Raw genomic sequence first — 24,345 nt, 5'->3', positions numbered from 1 at the left:
AGGGCAATCGCACGCTAAAGGTCGGCTGCCGGTGAGCGCGAAGGGCGGGTGGAGGTGCCAAGGGGCGCGCCGGGGTGAGGCGTGATTGAAGCGCAGGCTAGGAGCTCGTCAGGCCCGAACCGCCGGTGGACGCGGAATCGCCTTCGCTGTCAACGATGTCGCCGCCTGAGGATTGCATCCATTCGCGGACGGCCTTTTCCACGCTGCCCTTTTCCTCGGCGTCTTCGGCTAAGTCGGAGAGGTCTTTTTGCGTGATGAACTTGGTGAGGGAAGCAAAGGCGATTTCTTCCTCACGGTCGAAAAGCCCCTTCTGATAAACCACCACGAAGTTTTCGGGCAGTTCCGGCTCCGCGTCCTCGCAACCGTAGGCTCCGGAGGGCTCTACGGTGGCTAGATCCGTGGGCAGAGAGGACATCAACGCAATATGAGTGCGGGCGAGGAAGTCTTCCCCGCCAGGCTGAGTGTCTTGTTCGGCCTTCTTATAATCTTGCGAGATGTCGCGGGCCTCGCTGGGGTTTAGAAAGTTAAGGAAATCGCCCGTACAGCCAACATAGAAGTTGCCTTCTGGATTGAGGCTGCGGCCTTTGTCTCCGTGGGACTGGTATTTGTCCTCTTTGAGCACGGTGGCCTCGCGCCCTGCCCGCGCGAGCGTTTGGCGGTAAATCTCGCCCAGCACCACTTGGTCGGTGTCATCTGGGTCGACCACGATGTCTACGGACTTGCGGTCACTAGCCTCTGCGGAGGGCTCGGTAACAACGTGGTCAGCGCACCCTGCCAGCAACGTGGCGCTGAGTACAGCGCCTGCACAGGCAAGGGCAGGACGGGCGAACATGCGCATGGTGTTAGACGTTCTCCTTCACTAAATGCAGTGGCTTCTCGCTGAGTCTACCGCGCGGGCGTGTTTACCTGAGGTAGCGCCGTGACTAAGATGGCAAGAGTTATGTCTAGCTCTATTACCGAATCAGCCGTACGCGAGGCTCTTTCCCACGTACAGGATCCAGAAATCGGCCGCCCCATCACCGAACTGAATATGGTGAAATCGGTCGATATCGAAGGAAACGACGTCACCGTTGGTATTTACCTGACCATCGCAGGCTGCCCCATGAAGTCCACCATCGAGACCAATACCCGCGCCGCGGTCGAGGATATCGACGGCGTTGGCAAGGTTACCGTGACCATGGACGCGATGAGCGATGAGCAGCGCCGCGCGCTCAAGCAGAAGCTGCGCGGCGGCCAGGCCGAGCCCGAGATTCCTTTTGCCAAGCCGGATTCGACGACCCGTGTCTTTGCGGTGGCGTCGGGTAAGGGTGGCGTCGGCAAGTCCTCGATGACCGTCAACCTGGCCGCAGCGCTGGCGGATAAGGGCCTGAAGGTGGGCATTGTCGATGCCGATATTTACGGCCACTCCGTGCCCAGCCTGCTCGGCTCGACCGATGGCCCCACCGTGCTTGATGATGAAATGCTGCTGCCGCCCATCTCTCACGGCATTAAGCACATCTCGATTGGGCAGTTTGTGGAGGGTAACGCGCCCGTCGTCTGGCGCGGGCCCATGCTCCACCGCGCGCTGCAGCAGTTCTTGGCGGACGTCTTCTGGGGCGATCTCGATGTCCTCCTCCTCGACCTGCCCCCGGGTACCGGCGATGTGGCGCTGTCCGTTGCGCAGCTCATCCCGAATGCGGAGCTGCTCATCGTCACCACGCCGCAGGCCGCCGCAGCCGAGGTGGCCGAGCGCGCCGGATCCATCTCCCAACAAACGCGCCAACGCGTGGCCGGCGTGATTGAGAACATGAGCGCCATGGTCATGCCGGATGGCTCCACCATGGACGTCTTTGGTGAAGGCGGCGGCCAGATCGTCGCAGACCGCCTCGGCGTCATCCTGGGCCACGAGGTTCCGCTGCTGGCCTCCGTGCCGCTGGATCCGGCCCTGCGCTCGAATAGCGATGCCGGCACGCCCATCGTGCTCGAGGCACCCGACTCCCCTGCCGCGAAGGAAATTAGGGCGGTGGCTGATAAGCTCGCCATCCGTTCCGATTCCCTCGTGGGCAAGAGCCTCAACCTAGGCGTGAACTAAGGGCGCATTGTATTAGGTAACGTCGCTCCACTCAGAGCCGCCGCCGGTGGAATCCTCCCCACCACGCTGCGGCTTTTGTTGTTGCTGGGGCGGCTGCTGCGCCGGCTGCTGTGTAGTTTCGCCGTATACCTCGGCATAGTTAAAGGTGGGCCGGGCGGGGCCATTGTTGTCCTGCGCGCGCTGTTCGGGCTCTTTCGGCGCGGTGCCGGATTTGATGTCTTCGGCCATCTTCTTGGGGTTGAAGTCGTCCCAGGCGGCATCATCGCCATCGAAAAGCGCCTTGGTAATAGCGCCTTTGGGGCCTAGCCGCGTCCACTGCGCCGCCTGGTTGAGCGGGCCGCGAATATCGTCAAATTCCGCGGAGATGGACCCCATCTCGCCGTTGAGCTCGGCCTTCGCGTTATTGATGGCCTTGCGGGCGGCGTAGATGGCCGCGCGCACGTCCTTGATGACCTCCGGCATGCGCTCCGGGCCGATGATGACGATGCCGAGGAGGACAATGACAATAATCTCGGGCCAGCCAATGGAAGAAAACACGGTTAAATCCTCGCCCTCCGTTTAGTTCTGCCCGCGCTGATTGTGTTTAATCGCGCGTACCACCGTCTCGACTTTATCCAGGAAATCCTGCTCCGGCCGGTGCGCCGGGGTCGACGCATCGGGGCCCGGGGCCACACCCTCCGTAGCCATTCCCGCCAGCTTGGCCAATAAGGACTGCGGGGCCTTCACCGCGGAATCATCGCTGCAGTGACGCACCCACTCGGAGGCGTGACGCTGGTGGTGCACGTCGGCGCGGCACTCCGCGCAGTGGACTAGGTGGATGCGCACGCGGTGCATGGCTTTGGGCTCCATCTCCCCGTCCACGAAGGCAACGACGGCCTCTGGGCCAAGGTGACCGATGGAATCGCTGCGCCGCGCCCGCGCCTTTGCCTTATCCCGGGCTTTCGCCTGCGCGGGAGTGAACTCGCCCCGCACGCTGAGCGTGGAGAGGGTGCGGCGTCCTCGCAGTGAGTCCATCGACACCCTCCTCACGTTCATTCCACAGACGGATTACTCACACTTAAGTCCCCCTGCCGCGTGGCAGGGGAGGTAATGATTCGATTCTAGCGCGTGCGCAGCAAGATGCGCGCCTCCGCATTGGTCTGTGCCTCTTTTTCCAGCGCCGCGCGCAGTTGGGAGCGGCCGCGGTGGATGCGAGAGCGCACCGTACCCATTTTCACGCCAAGGGTTTCGGCGATTTCGTCATAGCTCATGCCTTCGATATCACACAGAACCACGGCGACGCGGAAATCCGGCGCCAAGCTATCCAGCGCGGACTGCAGCACGGGGTCCAAGTTGGCCACGGTATAGGCCTGCTCCGGGGTCATATCCGTCCCCGGCACCCGCTCGTAATCCTCAGGCAGGGACTCCATGCGGATCTTGGAGCGGTGGCGCACCATATCCAAAAAGAGGTTCGTAGTGATGCGGTGCAGCCAGCCGCCGAAGGTACCCGGTTGGTACTTATCCAAGGAGCGGAAGACACGCATGAAGGTCTCTTGGGTGAGATCCTCGACATCCTGCTGGTCACCGGATAAACGGTAGGCCAAGCGGTACACGCCATCGGCGTGCTCTGCCACCAATTCGGCCCACGAAGGCATCGTGGCTTCCCCAGCATCGAACGCCGCGGTACCGGTCAACTCCACGTTCGGATCGGTGGAGGCAACGGACTCGGCATCGCGCTTCGTTTCTGTCATGGGTGTCATTTTTCTATACTCGGCGCGGAAACTCCAGCCACTGCGCTGATAATATCCTGTGAGTCCGTCACATACTTCCCACAGACCACAATTTCGCTGGCTAGGCGCGTTTTTGCCACCCTTGCGCGCAACTTTACCTATTGTTTTATTCGTGACTACTACCGCATATGACGCACTGCGCTCCTATATCGATTCCACCAGTGAGCCTTCGGCGGCTCTCCGCGGCGCCCGCAACCACGCCGAGGAATACGGCCTGCCCGTCCCGGATGAATCCACCGGCCAGCTTCTCACCACGCTGACGGCGACGTCTTCCGGTGTGGTAGACCGCCCCCAGGCCGTGGCGATTACCCCCGCAGCCTCCGTCGTGGGCCTCTACCTGTTCGCAGGCATGCCGGATAACGGCATCCTCACGTGCATCGACCCAGAAGCCGAGCACCAGCGCAGCGCCAAGGCCGCCTTCCGCGAGGCCGGCTACGCCCCCACCCGCGGCCGCTTCCTCCCCTCGCGCCCCCTCGACGTGCTCGGGCGCCTGGCTACTGAGGCCTACCAGGTCATTTACGCGGACGTCGCCGCCCTCGATCTCCCCGCCCTCATCAAGGCGGCCTGGCCCCTGCTGCACCAACACGGCACGCTGGTGCTTGCCAATGCGCTTCTCGATGGCACCGTCGCCGACACCTCCCGCACCGACCGCGATACCGCCGCCGCGCGCGAGGCCGATGAATACCTCCGCGAGCTCGAGGGCGCCACCGTGACCCGGCTCCCACTGGGTTCGGGGCTGACGCTGGTGACAAAACTTTAAGGGGGCATCGGCAAGCAAGGGCCCCTGCACGCGCTAAAAGATATCCGTATTCTGGGTGTACATGACAGCCGGACACTGCCCCATAAAGTTCGCGAAAGCACCGCGTGGCAGGTCAACGAGTTTCCTCCCCGGCGTGGCTGCCACCCCAACCCAAGCTTGTAACCCGCACCTGATTTAAGAGAGGAATGCCGTGACGACTCACCGCCCCGAACTCCACTTCATCCCCGATGCCGGCATCCTAGACGCGCCCGCCGGCGTCCTTCGCGATGGCGATACCTGGCACATGTTCTACCAGTACCGCCCCACTCCCGATGCCCCGGCCCGCTGGGGACACACGTACTCGGAGGAAGTACCGTTTAACTGGCTGGACTGCGATGACGTCCTCGCGCCCGTCGGCGGCGAGCTCGCCCTCCGCGCTGGGTCCGTGGCCCAGGGTGAGGACGCTATCAACCTCTATTTCACCTCCGTGACCGCGACGGGCACCTCCATTCGCCTCGCGCGCTATTCCGGCATCGACGATGTCTGCGAGGTCTCCGATGACTCCTCGGCCCTCGACCCCAACGTCGTGCGGTTTGGCGAGGTGGCTGGCAATACCACCGACCACACCCGGTTCCGCTCGCCTTCCGTTGTTCCCGATTGGGCCACCGATGACCGCGAGGACGGCCACAAGGGCTGGCTCATGCTGGCACTTTCTGGCCGCACCGACACCCCGCAGCCAGTCATTCTAGAAAGCCACGACGGCATCTCGTGGTCCCTGCGCGGCGGCCTTACCTTCGAAGGTGACCCGGGCTTCCTCGACGGCGAAGTGCCTGCCAATTCCCCTATTCCTCCGGTGGTTTCCCCGCGCATCGTGCGCCTGCGCGATGAAGTCGACGAAGAGATCTACGACGTACTCTTTGTCACCCTCGAGCGCGACGGCCGCGATGTCTCCGGCTACCTCGTGGGCCAGCTGGAAGACACCACCTTCACGGTGGTCTCCGGTTTCCGCCGCGTGGACTTCGGCCACGATTTCTCCCGCCCGCGCAATACGAATGCCACCGCAGGCACGATTCCTGAAGAAAGCCGCTACGAGCGCGCCGTCATCCTCGGCCTGCTCAACGGCAACGGCCGCGGCGACGACGCCACCCAGCACGCCTCCTGGGATGCCGAGGGCTGGTCGAATGCCCTCTCCCTGCCGCGCCAGGTCACGCTCGAGGGCGGCGTCCTGTACCAGGCACCGGCCACCGGCCTGCCCGAAGCGGTCAAGCTTTCGGATTACGCGCGCTCCTGGACCGGCGTCATGGAGGTTCCCACCGGCTCCAGCGTCACCATCACCCTTCGCGATGGCAACGGCGACCCCGCCGCCTCCATCTGCCACTCCGGCGAGGAAATCAGCCTCGATCGTTCCATGAACAAGGCCTTCGATCACTTCTTCGCCGATTCCGCTCCCGCCACAGCCACGCTTGCCGATGGCGACTCCGACACCCTCACCATCATCCAAGACGGCTCCACGGTGGAGGTCTTCGTCGACGGCGGCCTCATCGCCATGGCCTCCCGCGTGTACTTCGACGGCGGCTGCTCCGGCATGGATGTCGAAACCACCGGCGAAGCAGTCATCGAACAAGACTGGCAGCGCTCCGGCTCCAAGCTCTAATACTGCAGCCCTCCTACCCGGCCACCCGCCTCTCGGCCCCGCCTTTCTGCCCCGCCTGTCGCCACCCGCCCTTCGCGCTCACGGGCAAGGTGGAGGGGCATCGGCAAGCAGCTCCTCGTGATCGCCAAGGGAGGGTACGGTGACTGGCCGATTCCACACCCGTCCTTCGCGCTCACCGGCAAGCGACTCCAGCCATCAGAATGTGCTTGCCGTGAGCGCAAAGGGCGGGTATTCTTTCCATCTGGCCCCAGGACCGACCGCACGGGTCAAATGATGCCGTCCTTAGCCGCATTCTGCACCCTCGTTTTCCGTCAGCCACCGCCCTGCCGATGCCACCAGCCCTTCGCGCTCACCGGCGAGGCGTCGCAACATCGGCAAGCAGCTCCTCGTGATCGCCAAGGGAGGGTACGGTGACTGGCCGATTCCACACCCGTCCTTCGCGCTCACCGGAAGCGAAAAAGAACCGCCCCGCGCGCTGCTGGTGAGCGCGAAGGGCGGTACAGGTTGCCGCGAGGCAGGTGTGCGATTAAGAAACCGCGCGGAGGCGGTCTAGCCGGGCGCGGGCGGTGACCGTCAGCGTGGGTGGAAGGGCGGCCATGCGCTCGGCGAGCTCGTCGGCGCTGATGTGCCGGGCGGACGGGCTCATTCCTACCTGTGCGGCGATGGCCGCTTTATCCAGGTGAATGGGGAAGGAAATATCGACGGGGTCGGCCGCTTGCTCGAGGTAGCCTTCCGCCTGCTCATACATGCGCTCGACCTTGCCCTCTTCCACACCGAGGATGCCGAGGGGTTCGCGCAGCTCATCGAGGTGCCCGGCGCCCGGGGTCAGAACGATGACCTGGCCGCCGGGGGCGAGGACGCGCTGGAATTCGGATGGGTTGCGCGGGGCGAAGACCACGGAAATGGCATCGATGGATTCATCGCGGATGGGAAGTTGCTGCCAGACATCGGCAACCACGGCGCCCACGCGCGGGTGACACTTGGCCAGGTGCTTGGCCGCATGCGGGGAAATATCGAGGCCAACGCCGCGCGCGCCATCGATGGAATCAAGCGTGTGGGCTAGATAGTAGCCGGTTCCGGCGCCGACCTCGAGGAGCGAGGCGGGCGTAGATGCAGACAGCGAGCTGGCATCGAGCGCGTCTTGCACCGCGCCGGTCACAGACTCGACGAAGGGCGCGAAATGGCCGGTGGCTAGGTACGCTTCGCGGGCGTTGACCATATCCATGTCATCGCCCTTGTGCTTCAGGCCAGCACCGGCCGCTAAGGTCACATACCCTTGCTTGGCCACATCAAAGGAATGGCCAGACTCCGAAACGAGGCGGGAAAAATCATCGGCGCCGGAAAGCGCCGTGCCGTCGTTTGGATCGGCCAGAATGTCGACGATATGAGAAAGCATGTACCCAGACTAGCTAGAAACCTCGGTCAACAAAGAACCGAGCTCCGCGGCCTCTTCTTTGTTCAGCTCGATAACGATGCGCCCGCCGCCGTCGGATGGGATGCGCATGACGATCTTGCGGGATTCCACCACCGCTTCCATTTCGCCGCCAGTGGTACGTGGCTTCATTGCTGCCATAGTAGGGCTCCTTAACTTTCTTCGTTTCTTTCCAGCTTAGTCCCTTTTTGCCCGCTTTTCCGCGCGGCCTCCAATTCCTGCTCCAGCTGGGCGAGCAGATCATCGACCTGATCCTGGCGATACCCACGCGGGACGACCTCGAATTGCACATCCTCAAAACGGCCTTGAGCTGCGGCGACGCGGTTATTCTCCAGTACCTTCTGCGGCTCATCGGGCGGGTCCATCACCGTCCCGGGCCCAAAAATCGAACCCCACAGCCACGTTCCGATCACAATGAACGCAATGAGCACCACAATGAGCACAATCCAGGACAGCATGGCTTAAATCCTACCTAGCAGTGGCGGGCGCTGAGCAATCGGCGCACTCACCCCAGCGCGCGAAAGCAGCGTGCGTGCCACGATATCCGCCATCGGCGCGAGCTCATGAAGCGGCCGGTTGCGGTGGACTCGAGTGCCTAGGTCGACTTGTGTCAGCCCGCCGCGCTTACCGATGTCCACCAGCAGCCCCGCTTCCACCCCATAGCCCTCCACGAAGGGCACCTCTAGCGCGGCAGAGCGGCGAAGCGCGTACTCGCCGCCTAGGGGCTGATCGATGTGGGCTAGCTCTGGGAAGAATTGCCGGATGAGCGGCTTTGCGGTCAATTCGGTCACGCGTCCGCCGCCGGTGGGTTGGCCGTTCAGGCTGCGGCGATAGCGGGCCTTGACCATGTTCACACTCGGATCCGCAAAGGGCGCCGCGAGCGCTGTGACCATGCCGGGCGCGGCGGATTCTAGGTCGGCGTCGATGAATACGACGATGTCCCCGCGCGCGGCGGCGACCCCGCGCCAGAGGGATTCGCCCTTGCCGGGGCGCGGCGGTTCGGGTAGGATATGGCGCCAATTGCGCACATCGGCACCGGCGGCGCGCGCCACTGCGGCGGTGTCGTCGGTGGAGTCGGCGTCGATGACGAGCACTTCGAGTGGGTCATCGGCAAGGCAGGCGCGGATAACGCCGGCCACGGTGGATTCCTCATTGAGCGCCGGGATGATGACGGAAACGCTCATGCGAGCCCGCGCGTGGTGTCAAGGGGTGCGGCCGTGCCCTGGATGGCGGCGGTCATGCGGATGACGTCGACGGTCTCAGCAACCTCGTGGACGCGGAAGGCGGCCACCCCGTGCGCTGCGGCCCAGGCTGTAGCGGCGAGCGTTCCGGCGACGCGGTCTCCTACCCCGCGCGCGAGGGTTTCGCCCACGAAGTCCTTATTGGATAGCGCCATGAGCACGGGCCAGCCGGTGTCGACGATCTCGTCGATGCGCCGCAAGAGTTCTAGGCCGTGATAGGTGTTTTTACCAAAGTCGTGCGTGGGATCGATGAAGGTGAGCTCTTCCGGGCAGCCGAGCCCCGCGGCCCTTTCTGCCAGGGCGGTGGTCTCAGCAATGACATCGGCGACGACGTCATCAAAGTGGACGCGGTGCGGGCGGGTGCGCGGGGTAATCCCGCCGGTATGCGAGCACACGTAACCCACGCGGTGGTGGCCGGCGACCTCGATAAGCTGCGGATCCCAGCCGGCCCACGTGTCATTGACCAGCCCGGCCCCGGCGGCGATGGCGGCCTCGGCCACCTCGCTGCGCCAAGTGTCGACGGAAATGAGTACCTCTGGGTGGCGCTCGTGCACGCGGGCGATGGTGGGCACGACGCGGTCGATTTCCTCCGCGCTATCCACCTCCTCACCCGGCCCAGCCTTGACTCCGCCAATATCGATGATGGAGGCCCCTGCCGCAATGGCTTCATCGCAGCGCTTAAGGGCGGGGTCCATGTCAAAGGTGGCCCCCTTGTCATAAAAGGAATCCGGGGTGCGATTGACTATCGCCATCACGCGCGCGAGGCTCAACGCGGCTCCCTAATGCGTTTATCGCTCATGACCTTGTGGCGCTCGATGATGTGGGCGACGGCCTCATCGGGGTCATCGGTAAGCAGGAAAAGCTCTTGGTCATCTTCGTTGATGTACCCGCCGGCGGCAAGGGTATTTTTCATCCATTCCAGCAGGCCAGACCAGTACTCGGTGCCCATGAGTACGATGGGATAGTTGGTGACCTTACCCGTCTGAACCATGCAGAGAACCTCGAAGAATTCATCCATGGTGCCCATGCCGCCGGGCAGGCAGACGAAGGCCTGGGAGTACTTCAAGAACATGGTCTTGCGGGCAAAGAAGTAGCGGAAGTTCAGGCCCAAGTCCACGTACTTATTGAGGCCCTGCTCGTGCGGCAATTCGATGCCGAGTCCCACCGAGAGACCATCGCCCTCGTGCGCGCCCTTATTCGCAGCCTCCATGATGCCGGGGCCGCCGCCAGTGATGACGGCGTAGGCGCACTCGGCGAGCTTGCGGCCGAGTTCTTCGGCCATCTGATAGCTCGCATCCTCAGGCTTGGTGCGCGCGGAACCAAAAACCGTCACTGCCTTAGGCAGCTTAGCCAGCGCATCGAAGCCGGCGACGAATTCACCTTGGATGCGCAGCACGCGCCACGGATCGGCATGCTGCCATTCGTGGTCCGCGCCGGATTCCAGCAGGCGTTGGTCAAAGGTGGAGCCTTGTTCTCCCTCGCTGCGCAGCAAGAGCGGGCCGCGCAGGGTACGCATGTGGTCAGGGGTCATTTTTATCCCTTCAAGTAATTAAGCAGAGCGGTTGAAACTTCGGTGATTTGCGCCGTGGGCACCTGCTCGTCCTTCTTATGCGCAAAGCCCGGATCGCCGGCGCCAAAATTCACGGCCGGAATGCCCATCTCAGCAAAGCGCGAGACATCGGTCCAGCCGAACTTGGCGCGGACGTTGCCACCGACGGCATCGACAAGCGCGCGTGCCGCAGGCTGCCCCAAGCCAGGCAGGGCGGCACCGGCGATGTCATCGATCTCTATGGTGACGTCCTCATGCTTGCCGATGACCCCCTTCATGTACTCCAGCGCCTCCTCCGTGCTGCGATCCGGGGCGAAGCGGAAGTTGACGAACATCCATGCCTCGTCCGGCAGGGTATTGGTGGCCACGCCAGCCTCCATGTGGACGATGTTCAGGCCCTCGCGGTAGGTGCAGCCATCGATGGTGACCTCGCGCGGCTCGTAGTCAGCAATGCGCGTCATGACGGGGGCGAGCTTGTGTGCAGCGTTGGAGCCGAGCCAAGCGCGGGCCGAGTGCGCGCGGGTGCCATGCGCCGTCACGCGCAGGCGAATCGTGCCCTGGCAGCCGGCCTCGACCAGGGCACCGGAGGGCTCGCCGAGGAGCGCGAAATCGCCCTGCAACCACTCGGGGTGGTCCTTTTGCAAGTGGCCCAGTCCATTAAATTCAGTGGATACCTCTTCGCCCTCATAGGCGATGACGGTCAGGTCATGCTGGAGCTCTTCCGATTCATGCAGGTGAGCAAAGGCGTTGAGGTAGACCGCCATGCCGGATTTCATGTCCACGGTGCCGCAGCCGAACATGATCTCGGCGCCATCTTCGGCGGTGTCCATGCGATGCGGTACGTTATCTGCCAATGGAACGGTATCGATGTGGCCTGCAAGAACCACGCGGGAATCCATCCCCCGGTTCGTGCGCGCGCACACGGTATTGCCAAAGCGGGCGACCTCCACGTCTAGACCACGCAGGGCTTCTTCCACCGCATCCGCGATGGCCTCCTCGTGGTGGGAGGGGCTCGGGATATCGACGAGCGCCTTGGTCACTTCAATGGGGTCGGCATATAGATCTAAAGTCACAAGCCGCCATGGTAGCGCCCCGCTGGGTCCGTTGCATTGTGTAATGTTCACTTCACTGTAAAAAATAACCTCTCACAAGGTGGTAATTATGGCCGAAGCCACACAATTGAAATCGCGACACCTCACCATGATGGGCCTTGGCTCCGCGGTGGGTGCCGGTCTCTTCTTGGGCGTCGGATTGGGAATCCAAATCTCCGGCACCTCGGTGCTCATTTCTTATGCCGTCGCCGGCGTCCTCATCGCGCTCATCATGTGGATGCTCGGGGAAATCGCCGCGGCCCGCCCTTCTCTGGGTTCTTTTTCCACCTACGCCGGCCAGGCCTTCGGCCACTGGGCGCGCTTTACGATGGGCTGGATCTACTGGTTCATGCTCATCATGGTCATGGGCGCCGAAATCACCGGCGCCGCCGCGATCATCGGCAGCTGGTTCGATATCGCCCCGTGGATTCCCGCGCTCATCGCGGTGGCCTTCTTCGCCGTGGTGAATTTCGCTGCCGTGCGCGGTTTCGGTGAATTCGAGTTCTGGTTCGCCATCATCAAGGTCGCCGTCATCATCGCCTTCCTCGTCATCGGCATCCTCATGGCACTGGGCATCCTGCCCGGCATGGATCTCTCCCGCGCTGGAACCAACTTCACCGATAACTTCCTACCCAATGGCATGCCCGGCTTCGCCGCGGGCCTGCTGGCCGTGGCCTTCGCCTTCGGTGGAATCGAGCTGGTGACCATCGCCGCCGCCGAGTCCGAGGACCCCGCCCGCAACGTGGCCACTGCAGTGCGCGCCATCATCGTGCGCATCATGATCTTCTACATCGGCTCCATCGTGGTCATCACCATGGCCTTGCCGTTTAGCCAGATCCAAGACGCCGATGCCGCCGCCGATTCGCCCTTCACCCTGGTGCTTGAGGCTGCCAAGATTCCTTTCGCCGCAGGCTTCATGGAGGCCATCATCGCGCTGGCCCTCCTGTCCGCCTTCAACGCGCAGATTTACGCCACCTCCCGCCTAGTCTTTGATATGGCCAAGGACCACTGCGCGCCCAAGTTCTTCCTCAAGACCAACCACTCCGGCTCCCCCATCAATGCCGTCATCTTGTCCATGATCTTCGCCTTCGCCTCAGTGGGCCTCCAATTCTGGAACCCGCCGGGACTGCTGGCCTTCCTCTTCAACGCCGTCGGCGGCTGCCTCTTGGTGGTCTGGGCCTTTATCGTCGCCTCCTTCCTCAAGCTGCACCCGCAGTTGAAAGCGAACGGCGAACTAACGGACATCCGCGTGCCCGGCTACCCCTGGTTGCCTTGGGCAACCGCCGCCGCGTTGGCCGCGCTGACCATCTTCATGCTCTTTGATCCCTCCGCCCGCAACCAAGTCATTGCCGTCATCATTCTCTTTGCCGCGCTCGTCGCCTTGTCCTTCGTGGTTCCCGCGGGCAAGCGCGAACAAGTACGGCAGTAATTGCTAAGCTAGCCACCATGACTTCTGCATCCGCACGTGGCCTGGCAACCATTACCCACGACGGCACCGTCTTGGACGTTTGGTTCCCAGCAGTTCATACCGATAAGCAAGTAGAGACCACCGGCACGACGCGTTTGGAGGAGACTCCGCAGCAGTTCTCCGCCCTCGTCGGCCCCGATGAGGAGCGCGGCGTGGCCCGCGTGGCGGTGGAAACCTCCATCGCTGACCTCGACGAGGCCCCCACCGATACCTACGACGCCTACCTGCGCCTCCACCTGCTCTCCCACCGTGAGGTAAAGCCGCACGGCCTCAACATGGACGGCATCTTCCGCCACCTCAATAACGTGGTCTGGACCAACTACGGCCCCTGCGCCGTCTCCGATTTCCAGATGGTGCGCGGCCGCCTCGCCTCCCGCGGCCCCGTCGTGGTCTACTCCGTGGATAAGTTCCCCCGCATGGTGGACTACGTTGTCCCCTCCGGCGTGCGCATCGGTGACGCCGACCGCGTCCGCTTGGGCGCCCACCTGGCAGAGGGCACCACGGTCATGCACGAGGGCTTCGTCAACTTCAACGCCGGTACCCTGGGCGCTTCCATGGTGGAAGGCCGCATTTCCGCGGGCGTCGTCGTGGGCGATGGCTCCGATATCGGCGGCGGCGCCTCCATCATGGGCACCCTGTCCGGCGGCGGCAAGGAAGTTATTTCCATCGGCGAGCGCTGCCTACTCGGCGCTAACTCGGGTATTGGCATTTCGCTTGGCGATGACGCCGTTGTCGAAGCCGGCCTCTACGTCACCGCCGGCACCAAGGTCGCCGTCTTTGGCAAGGTGGCTGAGGCCTTGGGCGTCGGCAATGGCGAGGCCGTCAAGGGCTCCCAGCTTTCTGGCGCCTCTGGCCTGCTGCTGCGCCGCAATTCCGTCTCCGGTGCCGTCGAGGCCGTGGAGTGGAATGCTGAGGCCGTCGCACTGAACGAGGACCTCCACAAGAATTAACGCCACCCCAATTCCGGTGCCCTGCGGGCGAGAAATACCATGGAGAAGTGTCTGATAACTCTTCTACCCTTGGTTCTGGCCTGAAGGTCCGCCACCTGACCATGATGGGGCTTGGCTCCACCATTGGCGCCGGTCTCTTCCTCGGCACGGGCGTCGGCATTTCCGCCGCCGGCCCAGCGGTAATCATCGCCTACGCGATCGCCGGATTCCTCGCCATCCTCGTGATGCAAATGCTTGGGGAAATGGGAACGGTCATCCCCGCCTCCGGCTCCTTTTCCGAATACGCCGAACACGGCATCGGCCGCTGGGCGGGCTTTACCCAAGGGTGGATCTACTGGTGTGCCACCGTCGCCGTCCTTGGCGCCGAAATCACCGGCGCCGCAGGCTTCATCGGCTCGTGGTTCGACGTCCCGCCCTGGATCCCCGCCGCCATCTGCGTCGCCGCCTTCGGCCTCGTCAACTTGCTGCGCGTGCGCACCTTCGGCGAGTTCGAGTACTGGTTCGCACTCATCAAGGTCGTCGTCATCATCGCCTTCCTCATCATCGGCGTCCTCCTCATCTTCGGCCTCCTGCCCGGCCACACCTTCGTGGGCACATCCGTCTTCCTTGCCGATGGCTTCATGCCCAACGGCCTCGGCGGCGTCGCCGCCGGCCTGCTCGCCGTAGCCTTCGCCTTCGGCGGTATCGAGGTCGTCGCCATCGCCTCCGCCGAGTCCGAGGATCCCGAGAAATCCCTGGTCAACGCCGTGCGCTCCACCATCTTGCGCATCTCCGTGTTCTACTTGGGCTCCGTGCTCGTCATCACGTTCCTGCTTCCCTATTCCAGCCTGGACGCCGCCTCCACCGCCGCCGAATCGCCATTTACCATGGTCCTCGACCGCGCCGGCATTCCCGGTGCCGCCGGCATCATGGAGGTCATCATCGTCCTCGCGCTGCTATCCGCCTTCAACGCGCAAATCTTCGCCTCCTCCCGCATGATGCACTCGCTCGCCTCCCGCGGCGAGGCCCCGCGCATCTTCGCCGCCACCAATACCGAAGGCGTGCCCACGACCGCCATCGCCTTGTCCGTCGCACTGTCCGCGCTCATGGTCGTCCTCAATTACGCCGATACCGGCTGGTTGCTCACCTTCATGCTCAACGCCGCCGGCGCTTCCCTGCTCATCGTCTGGGTCTTCATTGCCGTCAGCCAGCTGCGCCTGCGCCGCCAACTCGAGGCCCTGCATCCCCTCCCCATCCGCATGTGGGCCTTCCCCTATCTCACCTGGTTCGCCCTCGGCCTCTTCGCGGCCATCGCGGTGCTCATGCTTACCGATTCCACCGCCCGCACCCAACTCCTCTCCGCCGCCGCCATGTTCGCGGTGCTCGCCATCGCGGGCGTGCTCAATTCCAAGGCTCGCGGCATCGACCCGACCTCCACGCTCCCTCTGATCTAGCGGCCACTCCCCGCCTCCAGCCCACCATCACTGCCCTCACGCCCCATTACCCCGCCCTTCGCGCTCACCAGCGCTGGGCGGGGTACGGCGTTTTCACCTCCCGGTGAGCGCGACGGGTGTGGGGCCGCCCCTCGCGGTCACGGGGAGGAGGAAATGGGCATCGGAAAGCGTGGGCGTGAGCACAAAGGGCGGGCTGGGACCACACTCGCCTCTCGCGCTCACCAGGGGACGTTCCAGCGCACCCAAGTGGCCGCCGGTGAGCGCGAAGGGGGGCGTCGAGGGAGGAGTGGAGGGAGTTATCCACAGGGCAGCGCCGAGAAGGGAGCGCGAAACCTCAAAATAGGCGGGTTATCCACAGGCTGTCGGACCCCGTCTGGACGGGGAGGCGGCCGCTTCTTTAGGTTGAAGCCATGGGGGCATGGACGACTGCGCAGTTGCGCGAGCAGGGGCTAGGCAAGGACACGATTCGGCGACGGGTGCGCGCGGGGAAGCTATTCCGCGTGCACCGGGGGATTTATACCGACGAGTGGTCGCCGCTGGCGGTGGCGAAGGCGCTGGTGCATGGGCTGAGCCGCATTCATTTTACGGGGAAGACCGCGCAAGAAATTCACCTCGACCGGCCGCTGACGTTTCCGCTGGAGGCGGAGGGCCCGCGCACGCTGCGGGGTAAGAATTTCCGGGTTTCGCATTCTCGCCTCAAGGCAACGAGCCTAGTCAAAGGGCTGCCGGTGGTGCAGGTTCTGTGGGCTGCTCGCAAGATTGCTAGGGCCTGTGGCCCGCTGCTGGAAGAGTTTTACCGCGGTGAAAAGGGGCCCGGCCGGCTGGACCGGGACCGCAAACGAATGGGCCGGACACCGCGCGCGTTGAAGGAGACGATTCGGCGCTCCGCCATCGGCGCGGATAGCCCGCCGGAGAGGAAGGTCAGCCGCGCTCTGCGCGCAGAAGGCATTTTCCCTGTTCACAACGCCCTGGTGTGTGGATACCGGTTCGACCTACTGATGGGCAAGCTCATCGTGGAAATCGACGGCTGGACCTACCACAGCCACAGCGTCGCGTTCCAGGCCGACCGTTCCAAACAGAACGCCGCAACCGCGCACGGGTACACGGTTTTGCGCTTTACTGCCGATGACGTCACGCACCACCTTGACCAAGTCATTCTGCTCATCAAAGCCACCCGTGACCTGCTCAAAGGCCGCAAGCCACAGCTTCCCATGTCCGCCACCCAGCCATATTGGCGCTGGCATCTGTGCGTCTAGCCCTTGCCATAATGTCAAGTTTGCTTTACATTAAGTCATGTAAACATGACAAGAGAGGTGATGATGTGGCCGGACAACCCAACATGGTCCGCAAGTGGCGGCGCTGGCGCGAATGGTCGCAAGGCGAACTAGCAGAGCGCGTCGGCGTCTCCCGGCAGACTATCGCAAATATCGAACGCGGCAACTACTCCCCGTCCGTGCACCTCGCATTGGACATCTGCCACGAACTAGACAAAACAGTCGAAGAAATCTTTGGAGCTGAACAACATGATTAACGCCATCGCCAACATATCCCTCAACCACATCGAGCGCGCCTCCACCGACGAGTTCGAGCGGGACATCCTCACCAAGGCCTCCGCCATCACCCTCACCCCAATCACCTTCCTCGAGCTCATCGTCGCGGCCACCCTCGCCTGGTCCCTCCCCGGCCGCCTCAGTCTCCTCGCACTCCTCGCCATCGTCCCCTCCATCGCCGGCACCTCCCTCAGCCTCGCCTGGATGCGCAGGCGCATCGCCACCCCCACCGTCCGCTCCAACTGGACTTTGACCGCCCTCTACCTCATCCCGATGTTCCTCTGCTTCGCCGGCATCGCCTACCACGCCTTCGCGCTTTCCGATGCCGCCGCTGCCCCCTACCTCATCGGCGCCACCGTAGGTGCCATCACGGCCGTCCTCCTCTCCCCCACACTCCGACGTAAGCAAAACCGCCGCGATCAGTCCCGCCTCGACGCCGAGCTCGAGGACTAGTACCTCACCTCCACCACCCGCCTTCAGGCACACCCCACCACCCGCCCTTCGCGCTCACCGCAGACGGCGGGTGGTTTCCGTTTTCTACGCCCGTGAGCGCGAAGGGGTGCTAGCGTCAGCGGCTCCCGGCCTCCCCGCCCTTGCCGGTCACGGGGAGTAGGTTTCACCGCCGGCAACTGTTGTCGGTGAGCGCGAAGGGCGAGGCCTCCCGTGCCGCTCACCGGGGGCGAGCGCTGCGCACGACGACCACCTTCCCGTGAGCGCGAAGGGATGAGTGCCCTGCACGCACTCGCTTGGCGATGCCCCTCCCCGCCCTTGCCGCTCACCGGCGGCATAAAAAGACCCCAGCAGCCCACCCTGGTGAGCGCGAAGGGCGGTTGGGGCGGCTGGGGTTGTGCGGGCGGCAGGGCCGTGGCCGGCGGCGAAGGGCGGGTAGTTAAACCGGCGCTACCTCGTCGACGACGACGGGCTTATTGGGCTTGGAGCGGAACGTCCAGAGCTTGTTGATGATGAAGTTGATGGGCATCGCCACGACGATGGAAATGGCCTGCGCCCAATAGGACTTGGTGCGCAATCCGGTGGAGTTATCGAAGACATCGCTGGGCAGACCCACGGGCGAGTTGGGGTTCATGAGCAGCGTCAGGATGACCTGACTGACGATAAACGCCCCGATTCCCGCCAAAAGGAACGGGAAGAAACCGCGAATCCAGGACACCTTGGACACGGTACGGAAGGTCCACATGCGGTTGAGCTGGTAGTTCCAGGTATTGGCCACGAGGAAGGAGATGGTGGCAAAGACGTGGTACCAGCGGATGTGGAATGCAGAACCGAAGAGGTTCATGAAGGGATCCTCGGCAAAGATATCCGCCGCGCCAAAGAGTTTCTGCGCGAGAAAATACACGAAGAGGTTAACCGCGGTACCCGAGCCGCCGACAAGACCGAACTTAAGGAATTGCCCAAAATTGGACGCAAAGCGCGCAACGCTGAGGTCTGCCATGGGCCGCCTTTCTTGCCGGAGGTTAGTAATTACCTGATTGTAGTTCCTAAGCCCCGCGAACTGAAAAACTGACGCTCCGAATGTGATAAAGGATCTATAAAAGATATAGTTTCGTGCAGCAAGGAAAGCGGGCGCCAGAAGTCATAGAGGTCGAGCGGACGCGGCGTGGGATAGGTGTCATCGCCAATGAGCGGGCTCCCAAGGTGGTTCAGCAGCACCCGCAGCTGGTGCGTATGCCCGGTCCGCGGCCACATGGTCACCTCCCGCCCCGCAGCGCGCACATACGTCGAAGTCGGCGTGCCATTATCAGCCACGAGCACCTGCCTGCTGCCCCGCGGCTTGTGCATCGGCAGCCTGATTTCCTCATCGCAGAAAAGCGGCTGCTTGACGATGCCCCTATACCTCTTCACCGCCCTCCCCTCCAGGAAGATGCGCTGGTAGTCCGCGCGGGTCGCAGGATTGCGCGAGCAGATGACGAGACCGGCGGTCAGGCGGTCGAGGCGGTGAAGCGGCACGATTTCGTCTTCGCCGAAGTCCACGCGCAGGCGGGTTTGCAGGGTTTCACGCTGCAAGCGGCCATTCGTGGTGGTGGGAAGAAAGTGCGGTTTATCGGCAACCATGATGTCTTCATCCGTGTGGACTACGCAGTAGTCAAAGGGAATCGGATCCTCCGGCGGGACGAAGGGGTGATACCACGCGGGAATGGGGCGCGAAAGAACCGTACCCGCGGGAAGGAGGGTTCCCTCCGGAAAAGGCGAGTCGCCAGCGCGGGCGGCCCAATATTCGCCTTCTACAGGAACGCGATCGCGCAAGACCACCCTGCGGGGAGAAATCCCCTCCCGCGCAGGCGGGCGAAACGCGCGAGGTGAGTTAGGCACTGGCGAGGCGTTCGACGGCGGCGCGCACCCGCTCATCGGTGCCGTTTAAGCCAATGCGCACGTGTTGTGCGCCCGAGGGACCGTAGAAATCACCGGGGGCAGCGAGGATACCGAGCGAAGCCAACCAGTCGATGGTCTCGCGGCAGTCTTCGCCGCGGGTGGCCCAGAGGTACAGGCCGGCGTCCGAGTGGTCAATGGTAAAGCCCGCCTTGATGAGCGCCTGCATCAATTCGGCGCGGCGCGCGGCGTAGCGCTGGCGTTGGAGGGCTTCGGTGGGGTCATCGTCAAGCGCGGCAACCATCGCCGCCTGAATCGGGCCTGGCACGATGAGGCCGGCGTGCTTGCGCAGCTCTAGGAGCTCCGCGATGAGGTCATTATCGCCGGCGAAGAATCCGGCGCGGTAGGAGGCCATATTCGCGGACTTGGACAGCGAATGCATGGCAATAAGCCCGGTATTATCTCCGTCGGTCACGCGGGGATCCAGGATGGATACCGGCGGGTTGTCGTCGTTCCAGCCCAAGCCCATGTAGCACTCGTCGGAGGCGATGATAGCGCCCGTCGAGCGGGCCCAGGCCACGATGCGGCGCAGCTCCTCTACCCCAGCGACGCGGCCCGTGGGATTGGACGGGGAATTAATGAATACCAGGGAGGCATCCTGGAAGTCTTCGTCGACGCGCAGCGGGGTGGCCCCAGCGAGGAGGGCGCCAACCTCGTAGGTGGGATAGGCCACCGAGGGGAAGGCGACGGTCTCGCCGCGCATGCCCAACAGGGTAGGCAGCCAGGCGATGGCCTCCTTCGTGCCCACCACGGGCAGGACGCGGTCTACGTCCATGTGGTAGCGGCGGCGGAGGGCGGAGGCGATGGCTTCGCGCAGCTCGGAAGTGCCCTGCGTTTGCGGATAACCGGGGGCCTCGGCGGCAGAGGACAGCGCCAGCTGCACGCCGGGGGCGACCGGATCTACGGGGTTGCCCACCGAAAGGTCAACGATTCCATCTGGGTGCGCCTGGGCCTTCTTCTTGGCGCCAGCCAGCGAGTTCCAGGGGAAATCCGGAAGCGATTGTCCTAGCGGTGTGCGGGCCATGAATTACTCCTGATTCTGTGGGGGCAGCGCGGCTACCATTGACGCATCGAAATCTTGCGGGCCAAGGGCTGCCGCTCCACCGGGTGAGCCCAAGTCATCGAAGAATGCTGCGTTGGCATCGTTGTAATCGATCCACTCATCGGGAACGTCGTCCTCGTAGAAGATGGCTTCTACCGGGCATGCGGGCTCGCAGGCGCCGCAATCCACGCACTCATCTGGGTGGATGTAGAGCATGCGCTTGCCTTCGTAAATGCAATCGACGGGGCATTCCTCAACACAGCCGCGGTCCATTACATCAACGCAAGGTTGAGCGATTGTATAAGTCATGGAGAATCCTTGAATCTTCCTGATTTCATGGGGTTGGGGGATGAAATATAGTATGTCACTTCTGCTTTAGGAAAGGCCAAACGCCGCCGCCAATCCCAGCCAAAAGCAGGAGCAAGCTGAGAATATTATTGCCCACTATGACATCGCCGGTAATCGGAACCAGCAGCATAAGCCCGAAAAAGCCCAGGCCCCAGACAATGAGCGGGATGGCTGCGATGTAAGTACTATCACTCCACAGCCGCGCGGTGCGGGTTAACACCACATTGAATGCGGCGGCGATGAGGATGGTGATGGGAAACGCGATGCTCGCGCCATCAGCCAGCGGAATCCGGGCGGTGAGGTAAATGACCTCCAGAAATAGCGATAGCAGAGCGCCGAGGGAGAGCCAGATAAGCCCTGTGACCTGCTCGCCGCGGCTAAAATCAGTGCGCATTACAGATCCCCTAGGAGGTCGGTTGCGCCCGCGCCCCTGCCGAGTTGGAAGTATTCGGCACGCAGCAACGGCATGAGCAATCTATTGGACAGGCAGTAGGCCCCTGGCACCGCGGCGGGGTCGTGGACGGCGGCCACGGCGGCCTCGGGGTTGGTGGCGGTGGTGGTGCCATCAGCCAGCCAGATTTGGGTGGCGTGGGCGCGCATGGCGGCGCGTTTGGCGTGCAGGGCGGCATCGTCAAGCGCGAAGGCCAGATCCGCGCCGGCGGTGGTGAAATTATCCAGGTACGCGGCATCGGGCTTGCGCCAGCCCGCGGGCGCGTCGAGGGTCTCCAGGCCGGAGTAATTGGCGGCGCGGTCAAAAATCGCCCACCAAATGCGCGTGCTTGCCGATGCCGCCTTTTCCACCACCCTATGCACCGCCACGTGGTCCGGGTGGTTATAGCCGCCATCCGGCCCATAGGTCAAGATGGCGTGCGGCTGGAGCACCTCTAATTCCGCGCGGAGCAGATCTACCGCCTCATCCAGGCGATTGACCAGCGCGCGGGGGTTGTCGTGAGAGGGCGATCCCACCATGCCGGAATCGTGGAAGTGGCCGAATCCACCCAGCTGTATGCCTTCTACGCCTAAGGCAGTGAGGGCGCAGGCCAATTCGCGGGCGCGGAAGCCGCCGAGCTGATGGTGCTCGGCAAGACCTTGATAGGGCGCGCCGATGACCTCGCCGTCCTCGCCAAGAGTAAGGGTGATGACCGTGACCTGTGCCCCGCGCGCGGCCAGGGTGGCAAGGGTGCCGCCGGTAAAAAGCGTTTCATCATCGGGGTGTGCGTGCACTGCAACAACGCGGTAGCCCACCAAGTCCTTAGTCCTCATCTATCCTCCAAACCGGCGCGGTGACCAGACCTTTATCCCAATCATCAATACTTTGGCCGGGGCCTACAATACCCTCCCCCAGCGCGTGCACACGCGTTTCATCTAAGAGCGGGACGTATAACACGTCCTGGGCGTTGATCTCGCGGATTCGCCCCAGCGCGGTCGAGGGGCTTATCTTTCCGGAAAGGATGTCCATGCGCGTCTCAGCAGCGTTGTCGGGGCAGAACCCGGAGAGATCCCCGGCGAGCGGTTCGTCTTCGGCGCAATTGAAGATATTCGCGGCCGACAGCGAGGTTAAGGTGATATCCTCCCAGGTCACGACCGCATCCACCTTGCCTTCCGGCAGCAGCTTAGAGGTAATGGTGGTAAGCCTATCGGTGGTGACCTCGGCGGGGATGCCGTGAGCCTCGAGGATATCGTAAAGCGTATTTGCCGCAGCCAAAGCCGTGGGGCTGGTCGGATCGACGGCGAAGCGGATGGGTTTCTTGCTGGCGCGCTCGCGCAGGGCGGTCAGGTTCGCCTCGCCGGAGACCGGGTTATGCCCGGCCTTCAGGTTGGAGGCGCGGCCGGTGGCGAGACGGGCGACCTGCCCGGTATCGATAAGCGAGGCCAGACCGCGTCGCGCGGCGGCGTCCTCCAAGGCTCCTTGCTCGGTGGACATGTGCAAGCGCAGCTGGCGCGGGCGGGTGACCGTCTTATCGCTCACGTGCCCGAGCAAGCCAAGCGCCTCCTGCGAGGTCTGATCCGGGGTGAAGTCCGCGAACCCAATCTGGCCGGAGCGCAGCATATTCAGCGCCTGGGTGCTATCGCGCACCTCGCGCAGCTGGACGACGTCGATATGGGCGGGGTCGGCACCCCAAAAACGATCGTTGCGGTTGAGGGTGATGACCCCGCGGCTGCGGTCCACGCTATCGACCGAGAAGCGGCCGGCGGAGGCTGGGATGTCATTGGCCAGCGCCGAATCAAAATCGGAATTCTGCAGCAGGTGCGAGGGCAGGAGTTGGTTGAATAGCTGCTTCCAATCTTTAACCCGCTCCGCAAAATCCACCGTCACCACGCGCCCGCCATCGGAGGTGGTCACCGCGGAAATGGCGCGGTAGCCCGCCGGGTCCTTGACGCCTGCGGTGGTGATCATCTTCTTCCACAGGTAGTTGAAATCCGCCCCGGAAATCGGGGTGCCATCGGACCACTGCGCGGGAGTGGCGATGACGTAGCGCACCCGCTGGGCTACGCCCTCCGGCGCGGTGACCTCCGCGGCGGATTCTAGGACGTCTGTATCCATGCGTCCCCAGTGGAACGTCGACGGCAAGACCAGCTCGGCGATTTGATCCACGAGCTCGGAGTTATTGGCCACCAGGTGTGGGTTAAGTCCGGCGCGCAGCGGATCGACACCGATGGAAATGGTAGGCCGCGACTTTTCTTCCTCCGCGCGCGGCGGCTCATCGTCCGTCGCGGTCGTCGTTGATGCCGTTTCCTGGGCGGTAGATTCCTGGTCGTCCGAGTCTTCTACCACCGGCGGAGGGCCAGGATTGGCCGAGCACCCGCTGACAAACGCGAGGCCGATGGCGGCAGTGGCAGCAAGTGCGCGGGCCTTGAGACTATTTTTCATCGCGGACTACTTTAATACCTTCTTCCCGCCACACGAAGATTCTGCGCGCTAAACTCGAGCAAAATCACTGTTGAAGGGATTCCCCACCATGCTTATCTGCCAAGAAATGTTCCTCCTGCTTACCAAGGACAACGGTAAAAAGGAGGTGCTATCAAATAATGAAACCGCCCTGCGCGCGGGCCTTTTTAGCGATTTGCTCCTGCACGAGGCGGTTGCCATAACTGCAAAGAATAAGGTGCACGCCACTGATAAAAAGCCAGAGCACCCGGTGCTTGCCTGGGCGTGGGATAGCCTGCACGAGCACCGGACCGGCTCGGTAAAAACGCTGCTGCAGGCGCGGTGGTTCTCCCCACGCGAGAAGATTGCCCAGGATTTTCAGGACCGCGGCCAATTGGAGATCGAGGATTCCGCGTGGTGGCAGCTGGGCGGTGACCGTTACATCATGACGGATACGGCGCTAGAAGATGAGGTGCGCGAGAGGCTCGCCGCGGTACTTGACGGCACCCAAAACCCAAGCACCAAAGACATGATTATCTTGGATATTCTGCGCGAGGTTAATGGGGCCTATCCCCTACTCAAGGAGGATGCGCCCGAAATGAAACGCCGGGAGATGCGCAACCGCATCAAAGAATTAAAACAACAGGTGGAATACGACGATGCCGCCGCCTCTGCGGTAAAAACCATTTTGCAGGAGACGACGGCGATTATCGCGGCGGTTGCGGTATCAACCGCAGGCACTACTTAGGCCGGC

28 protein-coding genes are annotated in these 24,345 nt (G+C 63.1%); 10 read left to right on the top strand and 18 right to left on the bottom strand.

The annotated features are described in order from the left end of the window. Positions 1-97 precede the first annotated feature (97 nt). Positions 98-838 carry a hypothetical protein gene (locus EL217_RS04520; RefSeq protein WP_023017741.1) on the bottom strand — a complete coding sequence of 247 codons (741 nt, stop codon included), beginning with the start codon at positions 836-838 and terminating at the stop codon, positions 98-100. A gap of 102 nt (positions 839-940) precedes the next feature. Here EL217_RS04520 and EL217_RS04515 point away from each other — a divergent pair, with 102 nt between their 5' ends. Further along, positions 941-2,071, top strand: coding sequence for an Mrp/NBP35 family ATP-binding protein (locus EL217_RS04515; RefSeq protein WP_005280121.1), 1,131 nt, complete (start codon positions 941-943; stop codon positions 2,069-2,071). Between the two features lie 12 nt (positions 2,072-2,083). Here the strand turns inward: EL217_RS04515 and EL217_RS04510 are convergent, their stop codons facing one another. The 3 genes from EL217_RS04510 to sigE all read right to left on the bottom strand — a co-directional run bounded on the left by EL217_RS04510 (position 2,084) and on the right by sigE (position 3,801). Continuing rightward, complete coding sequence (locus EL217_RS04510) at positions 2,084-2,608, bottom strand: twin-arginine translocase TatA/TatE family subunit (protein ID WP_005280120.1); 525 nt, start codon at positions 2,606-2,608, stop codon at positions 2,084-2,086. A 21-nt stretch (positions 2,609-2,629) separates the two neighbouring features. Continuing rightward, positions 2,630-3,106: an anti-sigma factor family protein gene (locus EL217_RS04505; protein WP_005280119.1), complete on the bottom strand. Its 477-nt coding sequence runs from the start codon at positions 3,104-3,106 to the stop codon at positions 2,630-2,632. A gap of 65 nt (positions 3,107-3,171) precedes the next feature. Beyond that, complete coding sequence (gene sigE, locus EL217_RS04500; protein WP_126318754.1) at positions 3,172-3,801, bottom strand: RNA polymerase sigma factor SigE; 630 nt, start codon at positions 3,799-3,801, stop codon at positions 3,172-3,174. A 151-nt stretch (positions 3,802-3,952) separates the two neighbouring features. On the opposite strand from sigE, the gene EL217_RS04495 reads away from it, so the two are divergent. Both EL217_RS04495 and EL217_RS04490 read left to right on the top strand, forming a co-directional pair. After that, a complete protein-coding gene (locus EL217_RS04495; RefSeq protein ID WP_023030949.1) occupies positions 3,953-4,600 on the top strand; it encodes an O-methyltransferase in 648 nt (215 codons plus the stop codon). Between the two features lie 190 nt (positions 4,601-4,790). Next, positions 4,791-6,233 carry a GH32 C-terminal domain-containing protein gene (locus tag EL217_RS04490; RefSeq protein ID WP_126318752.1) on the top strand — a complete coding sequence of 481 codons (1,443 nt, stop codon included), beginning with the start codon at positions 4,791-4,793 and terminating at the stop codon, positions 6,231-6,233. 526 nt (positions 6,234-6,759) lie between these two features. Here the strand turns inward: EL217_RS04490 and EL217_RS04485 are convergent. From EL217_RS04485 to dapE, 7 genes are read right to left on the bottom strand one after another with little or no spacing between them, the layout of a single operon-like run. After that, a complete protein-coding gene (locus EL217_RS04485) occupies positions 6,760-7,629 on the bottom strand; it encodes a methyltransferase domain-containing protein (RefSeq protein ID WP_126318750.1) in 870 nt (289 codons plus the stop codon). A 9-nt stretch (positions 7,630-7,638) separates the two neighbouring features. Continuing rightward, positions 7,639-7,806: a DUF3117 domain-containing protein gene (locus tag EL217_RS04480; RefSeq protein WP_005280113.1), complete on the bottom strand. Its 168-nt coding sequence runs from the start codon at positions 7,804-7,806 to the stop codon at positions 7,639-7,641. Between the two features lie 11 nt (positions 7,807-7,817). Beyond that, positions 7,818-8,123: a DivIVA domain-containing protein gene (locus EL217_RS04475; RefSeq protein WP_005280112.1), complete on the bottom strand. Its 306-nt coding sequence runs from the start codon at positions 8,121-8,123 to the stop codon at positions 7,818-7,820. Positions 8,124-8,126: 3 nt separating this feature from the next. Beyond that, entirely contained in the window at positions 8,127-8,849 is a 723-nt protein-coding gene (locus EL217_RS04470; RefSeq protein WP_005280111.1) for a glucosyl-3-phosphoglycerate synthase, read from the bottom strand. Then, entirely contained in the window at positions 8,846-9,658 is an 813-nt protein-coding gene (folP, locus tag EL217_RS04465) for a dihydropteroate synthase (RefSeq protein WP_005280110.1), read from the bottom strand. The genes EL217_RS04470 and folP overlap by 4 nt, the downstream gene beginning before the upstream one ends. 14 nt (positions 9,659-9,672) lie before the next feature. Then, on the bottom strand, positions 9,673-10,437 hold the full coding sequence (locus tag EL217_RS04460) for a TIGR00730 family Rossman fold protein (protein WP_005280109.1): 765 nt from the start codon (positions 10,435-10,437) through the stop codon (positions 9,673-9,675). A 2-nt stretch (positions 10,438-10,439) separates the two neighbouring features. Continuing rightward, positions 10,440-11,528 (bottom strand): succinyl-diaminopimelate desuccinylase, encoded by a 1,089-nt coding sequence (gene dapE, locus EL217_RS04455; RefSeq protein ID WP_005280107.1) that lies wholly within the window; start codon positions 11,526-11,528, stop codon positions 10,440-10,442. A gap of 88 nt (positions 11,529-11,616) precedes the next feature. Here dapE and EL217_RS04450 point away from each other — a divergent pair, with 88 nt between their 5' ends. From EL217_RS04450 to EL217_RS04425, 6 genes are all read left to right on the top strand, one after another. Further along, a complete protein-coding gene (locus tag EL217_RS04450; protein ID WP_005280106.1) occupies positions 11,617-12,975 on the top strand; it encodes an amino acid permease in 1,359 nt (452 codons plus the stop codon). Positions 12,976-12,992: 17 nt separating this feature from the next. Further along, positions 12,993-13,964, top strand: a complete 972-nt coding sequence (dapD, locus tag EL217_RS04445; protein WP_005280105.1) for a 2,3,4,5-tetrahydropyridine-2,6-dicarboxylate N-succinyltransferase — start codon at positions 12,993-12,995, stop codon at positions 13,962-13,964. A gap of 101 nt (positions 13,965-14,065) precedes the next feature. Beyond that, entirely contained in the window at positions 14,066-15,397 is a 1,332-nt protein-coding gene (locus tag EL217_RS04440; RefSeq protein ID WP_269471492.1) for an amino acid permease, read from the top strand. Between the two features lie 410 nt (positions 15,398-15,807). Beyond that, positions 15,808-16,653, top strand: coding sequence for a type IV toxin-antitoxin system AbiEi family antitoxin domain-containing protein (locus EL217_RS04435; RefSeq protein WP_126318746.1), 846 nt, complete (start codon positions 15,808-15,810; stop codon positions 16,651-16,653). A gap of 65 nt (positions 16,654-16,718) precedes the next feature. Then, the gene (locus EL217_RS04430) at positions 16,719-16,928 is read left to right on the top strand and encodes a helix-turn-helix transcriptional regulator (RefSeq protein ID WP_121911075.1); all 210 of its coding nucleotides are present in this window, start codon (positions 16,719-16,721) and stop codon (positions 16,926-16,928) included. Next, positions 16,921-17,400 carry a transcriptional regulator gene (locus tag EL217_RS04425; RefSeq protein ID WP_126318744.1) on the top strand — a complete coding sequence of 160 codons (480 nt, stop codon included), beginning with the start codon at positions 16,921-16,923 and terminating at the stop codon, positions 17,398-17,400. The genes EL217_RS04430 and EL217_RS04425 overlap by 8 nt, the downstream gene beginning before the upstream one ends. 436 nt (positions 17,401-17,836) lie before the next feature. Here EL217_RS04425 and EL217_RS04420 read toward each other — a convergent pair whose 3' ends face one another. The 7 genes from EL217_RS04420 to EL217_RS04390 are packed head-to-tail and all read right to left on the bottom strand — an operon-like array spanning position 17,837 to position 23,594. After that, positions 17,837-18,397 carry a GtrA family protein gene (locus EL217_RS04420; protein ID WP_023028619.1) on the bottom strand — a complete coding sequence of 187 codons (561 nt, stop codon included), beginning with the start codon at positions 18,395-18,397 and terminating at the stop codon, positions 17,837-17,839. Between the two features lie 29 nt (positions 18,398-18,426). After that, positions 18,427-19,215, bottom strand: a complete 789-nt coding sequence (locus tag EL217_RS04415) for a pseudouridine synthase (RefSeq protein WP_126320031.1) — start codon at positions 19,213-19,215, stop codon at positions 18,427-18,429. A 52-nt stretch (positions 19,216-19,267) separates the two neighbouring features. Next, positions 19,268-20,356, bottom strand: coding sequence for a succinyldiaminopimelate transaminase (dapC, locus tag EL217_RS04410; RefSeq protein ID WP_005280093.1), 1,089 nt, complete (start codon positions 20,354-20,356; stop codon positions 19,268-19,270). A gap of 3 nt (positions 20,357-20,359) precedes the next feature. After that, on the bottom strand, positions 20,360-20,683 hold the full coding sequence (gene fdxA, locus EL217_RS04405; RefSeq protein WP_023017724.1) for a ferredoxin: 324 nt from the start codon (positions 20,681-20,683) through the stop codon (positions 20,360-20,362). Positions 20,684-20,738: 55 nt separating this feature from the next. Further along, positions 20,739-21,116 (bottom strand): hypothetical protein, encoded by a 378-nt coding sequence (locus tag EL217_RS04400; protein WP_005280091.1) that lies wholly within the window; start codon positions 21,114-21,116, stop codon positions 20,739-20,741. Beyond that, positions 21,116-21,985 (bottom strand): PIG-L family deacetylase, encoded by an 870-nt coding sequence (locus tag EL217_RS04395; protein ID WP_005280090.1) that lies wholly within the window; start codon positions 21,983-21,985, stop codon positions 21,116-21,118. Before EL217_RS04395 ends, EL217_RS04400 begins: the two co-directional genes overlap by 1 nt. After that, the gene (locus tag EL217_RS04390; protein WP_005280089.1) at positions 21,975-23,594 is read right to left on the bottom strand and encodes an ABC transporter family substrate-binding protein; all 1,620 of its coding nucleotides are present in this window, start codon (positions 23,592-23,594) and stop codon (positions 21,975-21,977) included. Before EL217_RS04390 ends, EL217_RS04395 begins: the two co-directional genes overlap by 11 nt. A gap of 88 nt (positions 23,595-23,682) precedes the next feature. On the opposite strand from EL217_RS04390, the gene EL217_RS04385 reads away from it, so the two are divergent. Next, complete coding sequence (locus tag EL217_RS04385; protein WP_023017721.1) at positions 23,683-24,339, top strand: GOLPH3/VPS74 family protein; 657 nt, start codon at positions 23,683-23,685, stop codon at positions 24,337-24,339. The last annotated feature ends 6 nt before the right edge of the window (positions 24,340-24,345 follow it).

It is taken from the genome of Corynebacterium segmentosum, from assembly GCF_900637825.1.
GTDB lineage: Bacteria > Actinomycetota > Actinomycetes > Mycobacteriales > Mycobacteriaceae > Corynebacterium > Corynebacterium accolens.
The sequence above is the reverse complement of the archived record's forward strand: the minus strand, read 5'-3'. Positions and strand labels throughout refer to the sequence as shown.

What these genes read in the sequence shown, in the direction of transcription:
- EL217_RS04520 (WP_023017741.1), bottom strand. Translation starts at nt 838, where the DNA reads ATGCGCATGTTCGCCCGTCCTGCCCTTGCCTGTGCAGGCGCTGTACTC.
- EL217_RS04515 (WP_005280121.1), top strand. Translation starts at nt 941, where the DNA reads ATGTCTAGCTCTATTACCGAATCAGCCGTACGCGAGGCTCTTTCCCAC.
- EL217_RS04505 (WP_005280119.1), bottom strand. Translation starts at nt 3,106, where the DNA reads ATGAACGTGAGGAGGGTGTCGATGGACTCACTGCGAGGACGCCGCACC.
- sigE (WP_126318754.1), bottom strand. Translation starts at nt 3,801, where the DNA reads ATGACAGAAACGAAGCGCGATGCCGAGTCCGTTGCCTCCACCGATCCG.
- EL217_RS04485 (WP_126318750.1), bottom strand. Translation starts at nt 7,629, where the DNA reads ATGCTTTCTCATATCGTCGACATTCTGGCCGATCCAAACGACGGCACG.
- EL217_RS04480 (WP_005280113.1), bottom strand. Translation starts at nt 7,806, where the DNA reads ATGGCAGCAATGAAGCCACGTACCACTGGCGGCGAAATGGAAGCGGTG.
- EL217_RS04475 (WP_005280112.1), bottom strand. Translation starts at nt 8,123, where the DNA reads ATGCTGTCCTGGATTGTGCTCATTGTGGTGCTCATTGCGTTCATTGTG.
- EL217_RS04470 (WP_005280111.1), bottom strand. Translation starts at nt 8,849, where the DNA reads ATGAGCGTTTCCGTCATCATCCCGGCGCTCAATGAGGAATCCACCGTG.
- folP (WP_005280110.1), bottom strand. Translation starts at nt 9,658, where the DNA reads ATGGCGATAGTCAATCGCACCCCGGATTCCTTTTATGACAAGGGGGCC.
- EL217_RS04460 (WP_005280109.1), bottom strand. Translation starts at nt 10,437, where the DNA reads ATGACCCCTGACCACATGCGTACCCTGCGCGGCCCGCTCTTGCTGCGC.
- EL217_RS04450 (WP_005280106.1), top strand. Translation starts at nt 11,617, where the DNA reads ATGGCCGAAGCCACACAATTGAAATCGCGACACCTCACCATGATGGGC.
- dapD (WP_005280105.1), top strand. Translation starts at nt 12,993, where the DNA reads ATGACTTCTGCATCCGCACGTGGCCTGGCAACCATTACCCACGACGGC.
- EL217_RS04440 (WP_269471492.1), top strand. Translation starts at nt 14,066, where the DNA reads ATGATGGGGCTTGGCTCCACCATTGGCGCCGGTCTCTTCCTCGGCACG.
- EL217_RS04435 (WP_126318746.1), top strand. Translation starts at nt 15,808, where the DNA reads ATGGGGGCATGGACGACTGCGCAGTTGCGCGAGCAGGGGCTAGGCAAG.
- EL217_RS04425 (WP_126318744.1), top strand. Translation starts at nt 16,921, where the DNA reads ATGATTAACGCCATCGCCAACATATCCCTCAACCACATCGAGCGCGCC.
- EL217_RS04420 (WP_023028619.1), bottom strand. Translation starts at nt 18,397, where the DNA reads ATGGCAGACCTCAGCGTTGCGCGCTTTGCGTCCAATTTTGGGCAATTC.
- dapC (WP_005280093.1), bottom strand. Translation starts at nt 20,356, where the DNA reads ATGGCCCGCACACCGCTAGGACAATCGCTTCCGGATTTCCCCTGGAAC.
- fdxA (WP_023017724.1), bottom strand. Translation starts at nt 20,683, where the DNA reads ATGACTTATACAATCGCTCAACCTTGCGTTGATGTAATGGACCGCGGC.
- EL217_RS04400 (WP_005280091.1), bottom strand. Translation starts at nt 21,116, where the DNA reads ATGCGCACTGATTTTAGCCGCGGCGAGCAGGTCACAGGGCTTATCTGG.
- EL217_RS04395 (WP_005280090.1), bottom strand. Translation starts at nt 21,985, where the DNA reads ATGAGGACTAAGGACTTGGTGGGCTACCGCGTTGTTGCAGTGCACGCA.
- EL217_RS04390 (WP_005280089.1), bottom strand. Translation starts at nt 23,594, where the DNA reads ATGAAAAATAGTCTCAAGGCCCGCGCACTTGCTGCCACTGCCGCCATC.
- EL217_RS04385 (WP_023017721.1), top strand. Translation starts at nt 23,683, where the DNA reads ATGCTTATCTGCCAAGAAATGTTCCTCCTGCTTACCAAGGACAACGGT.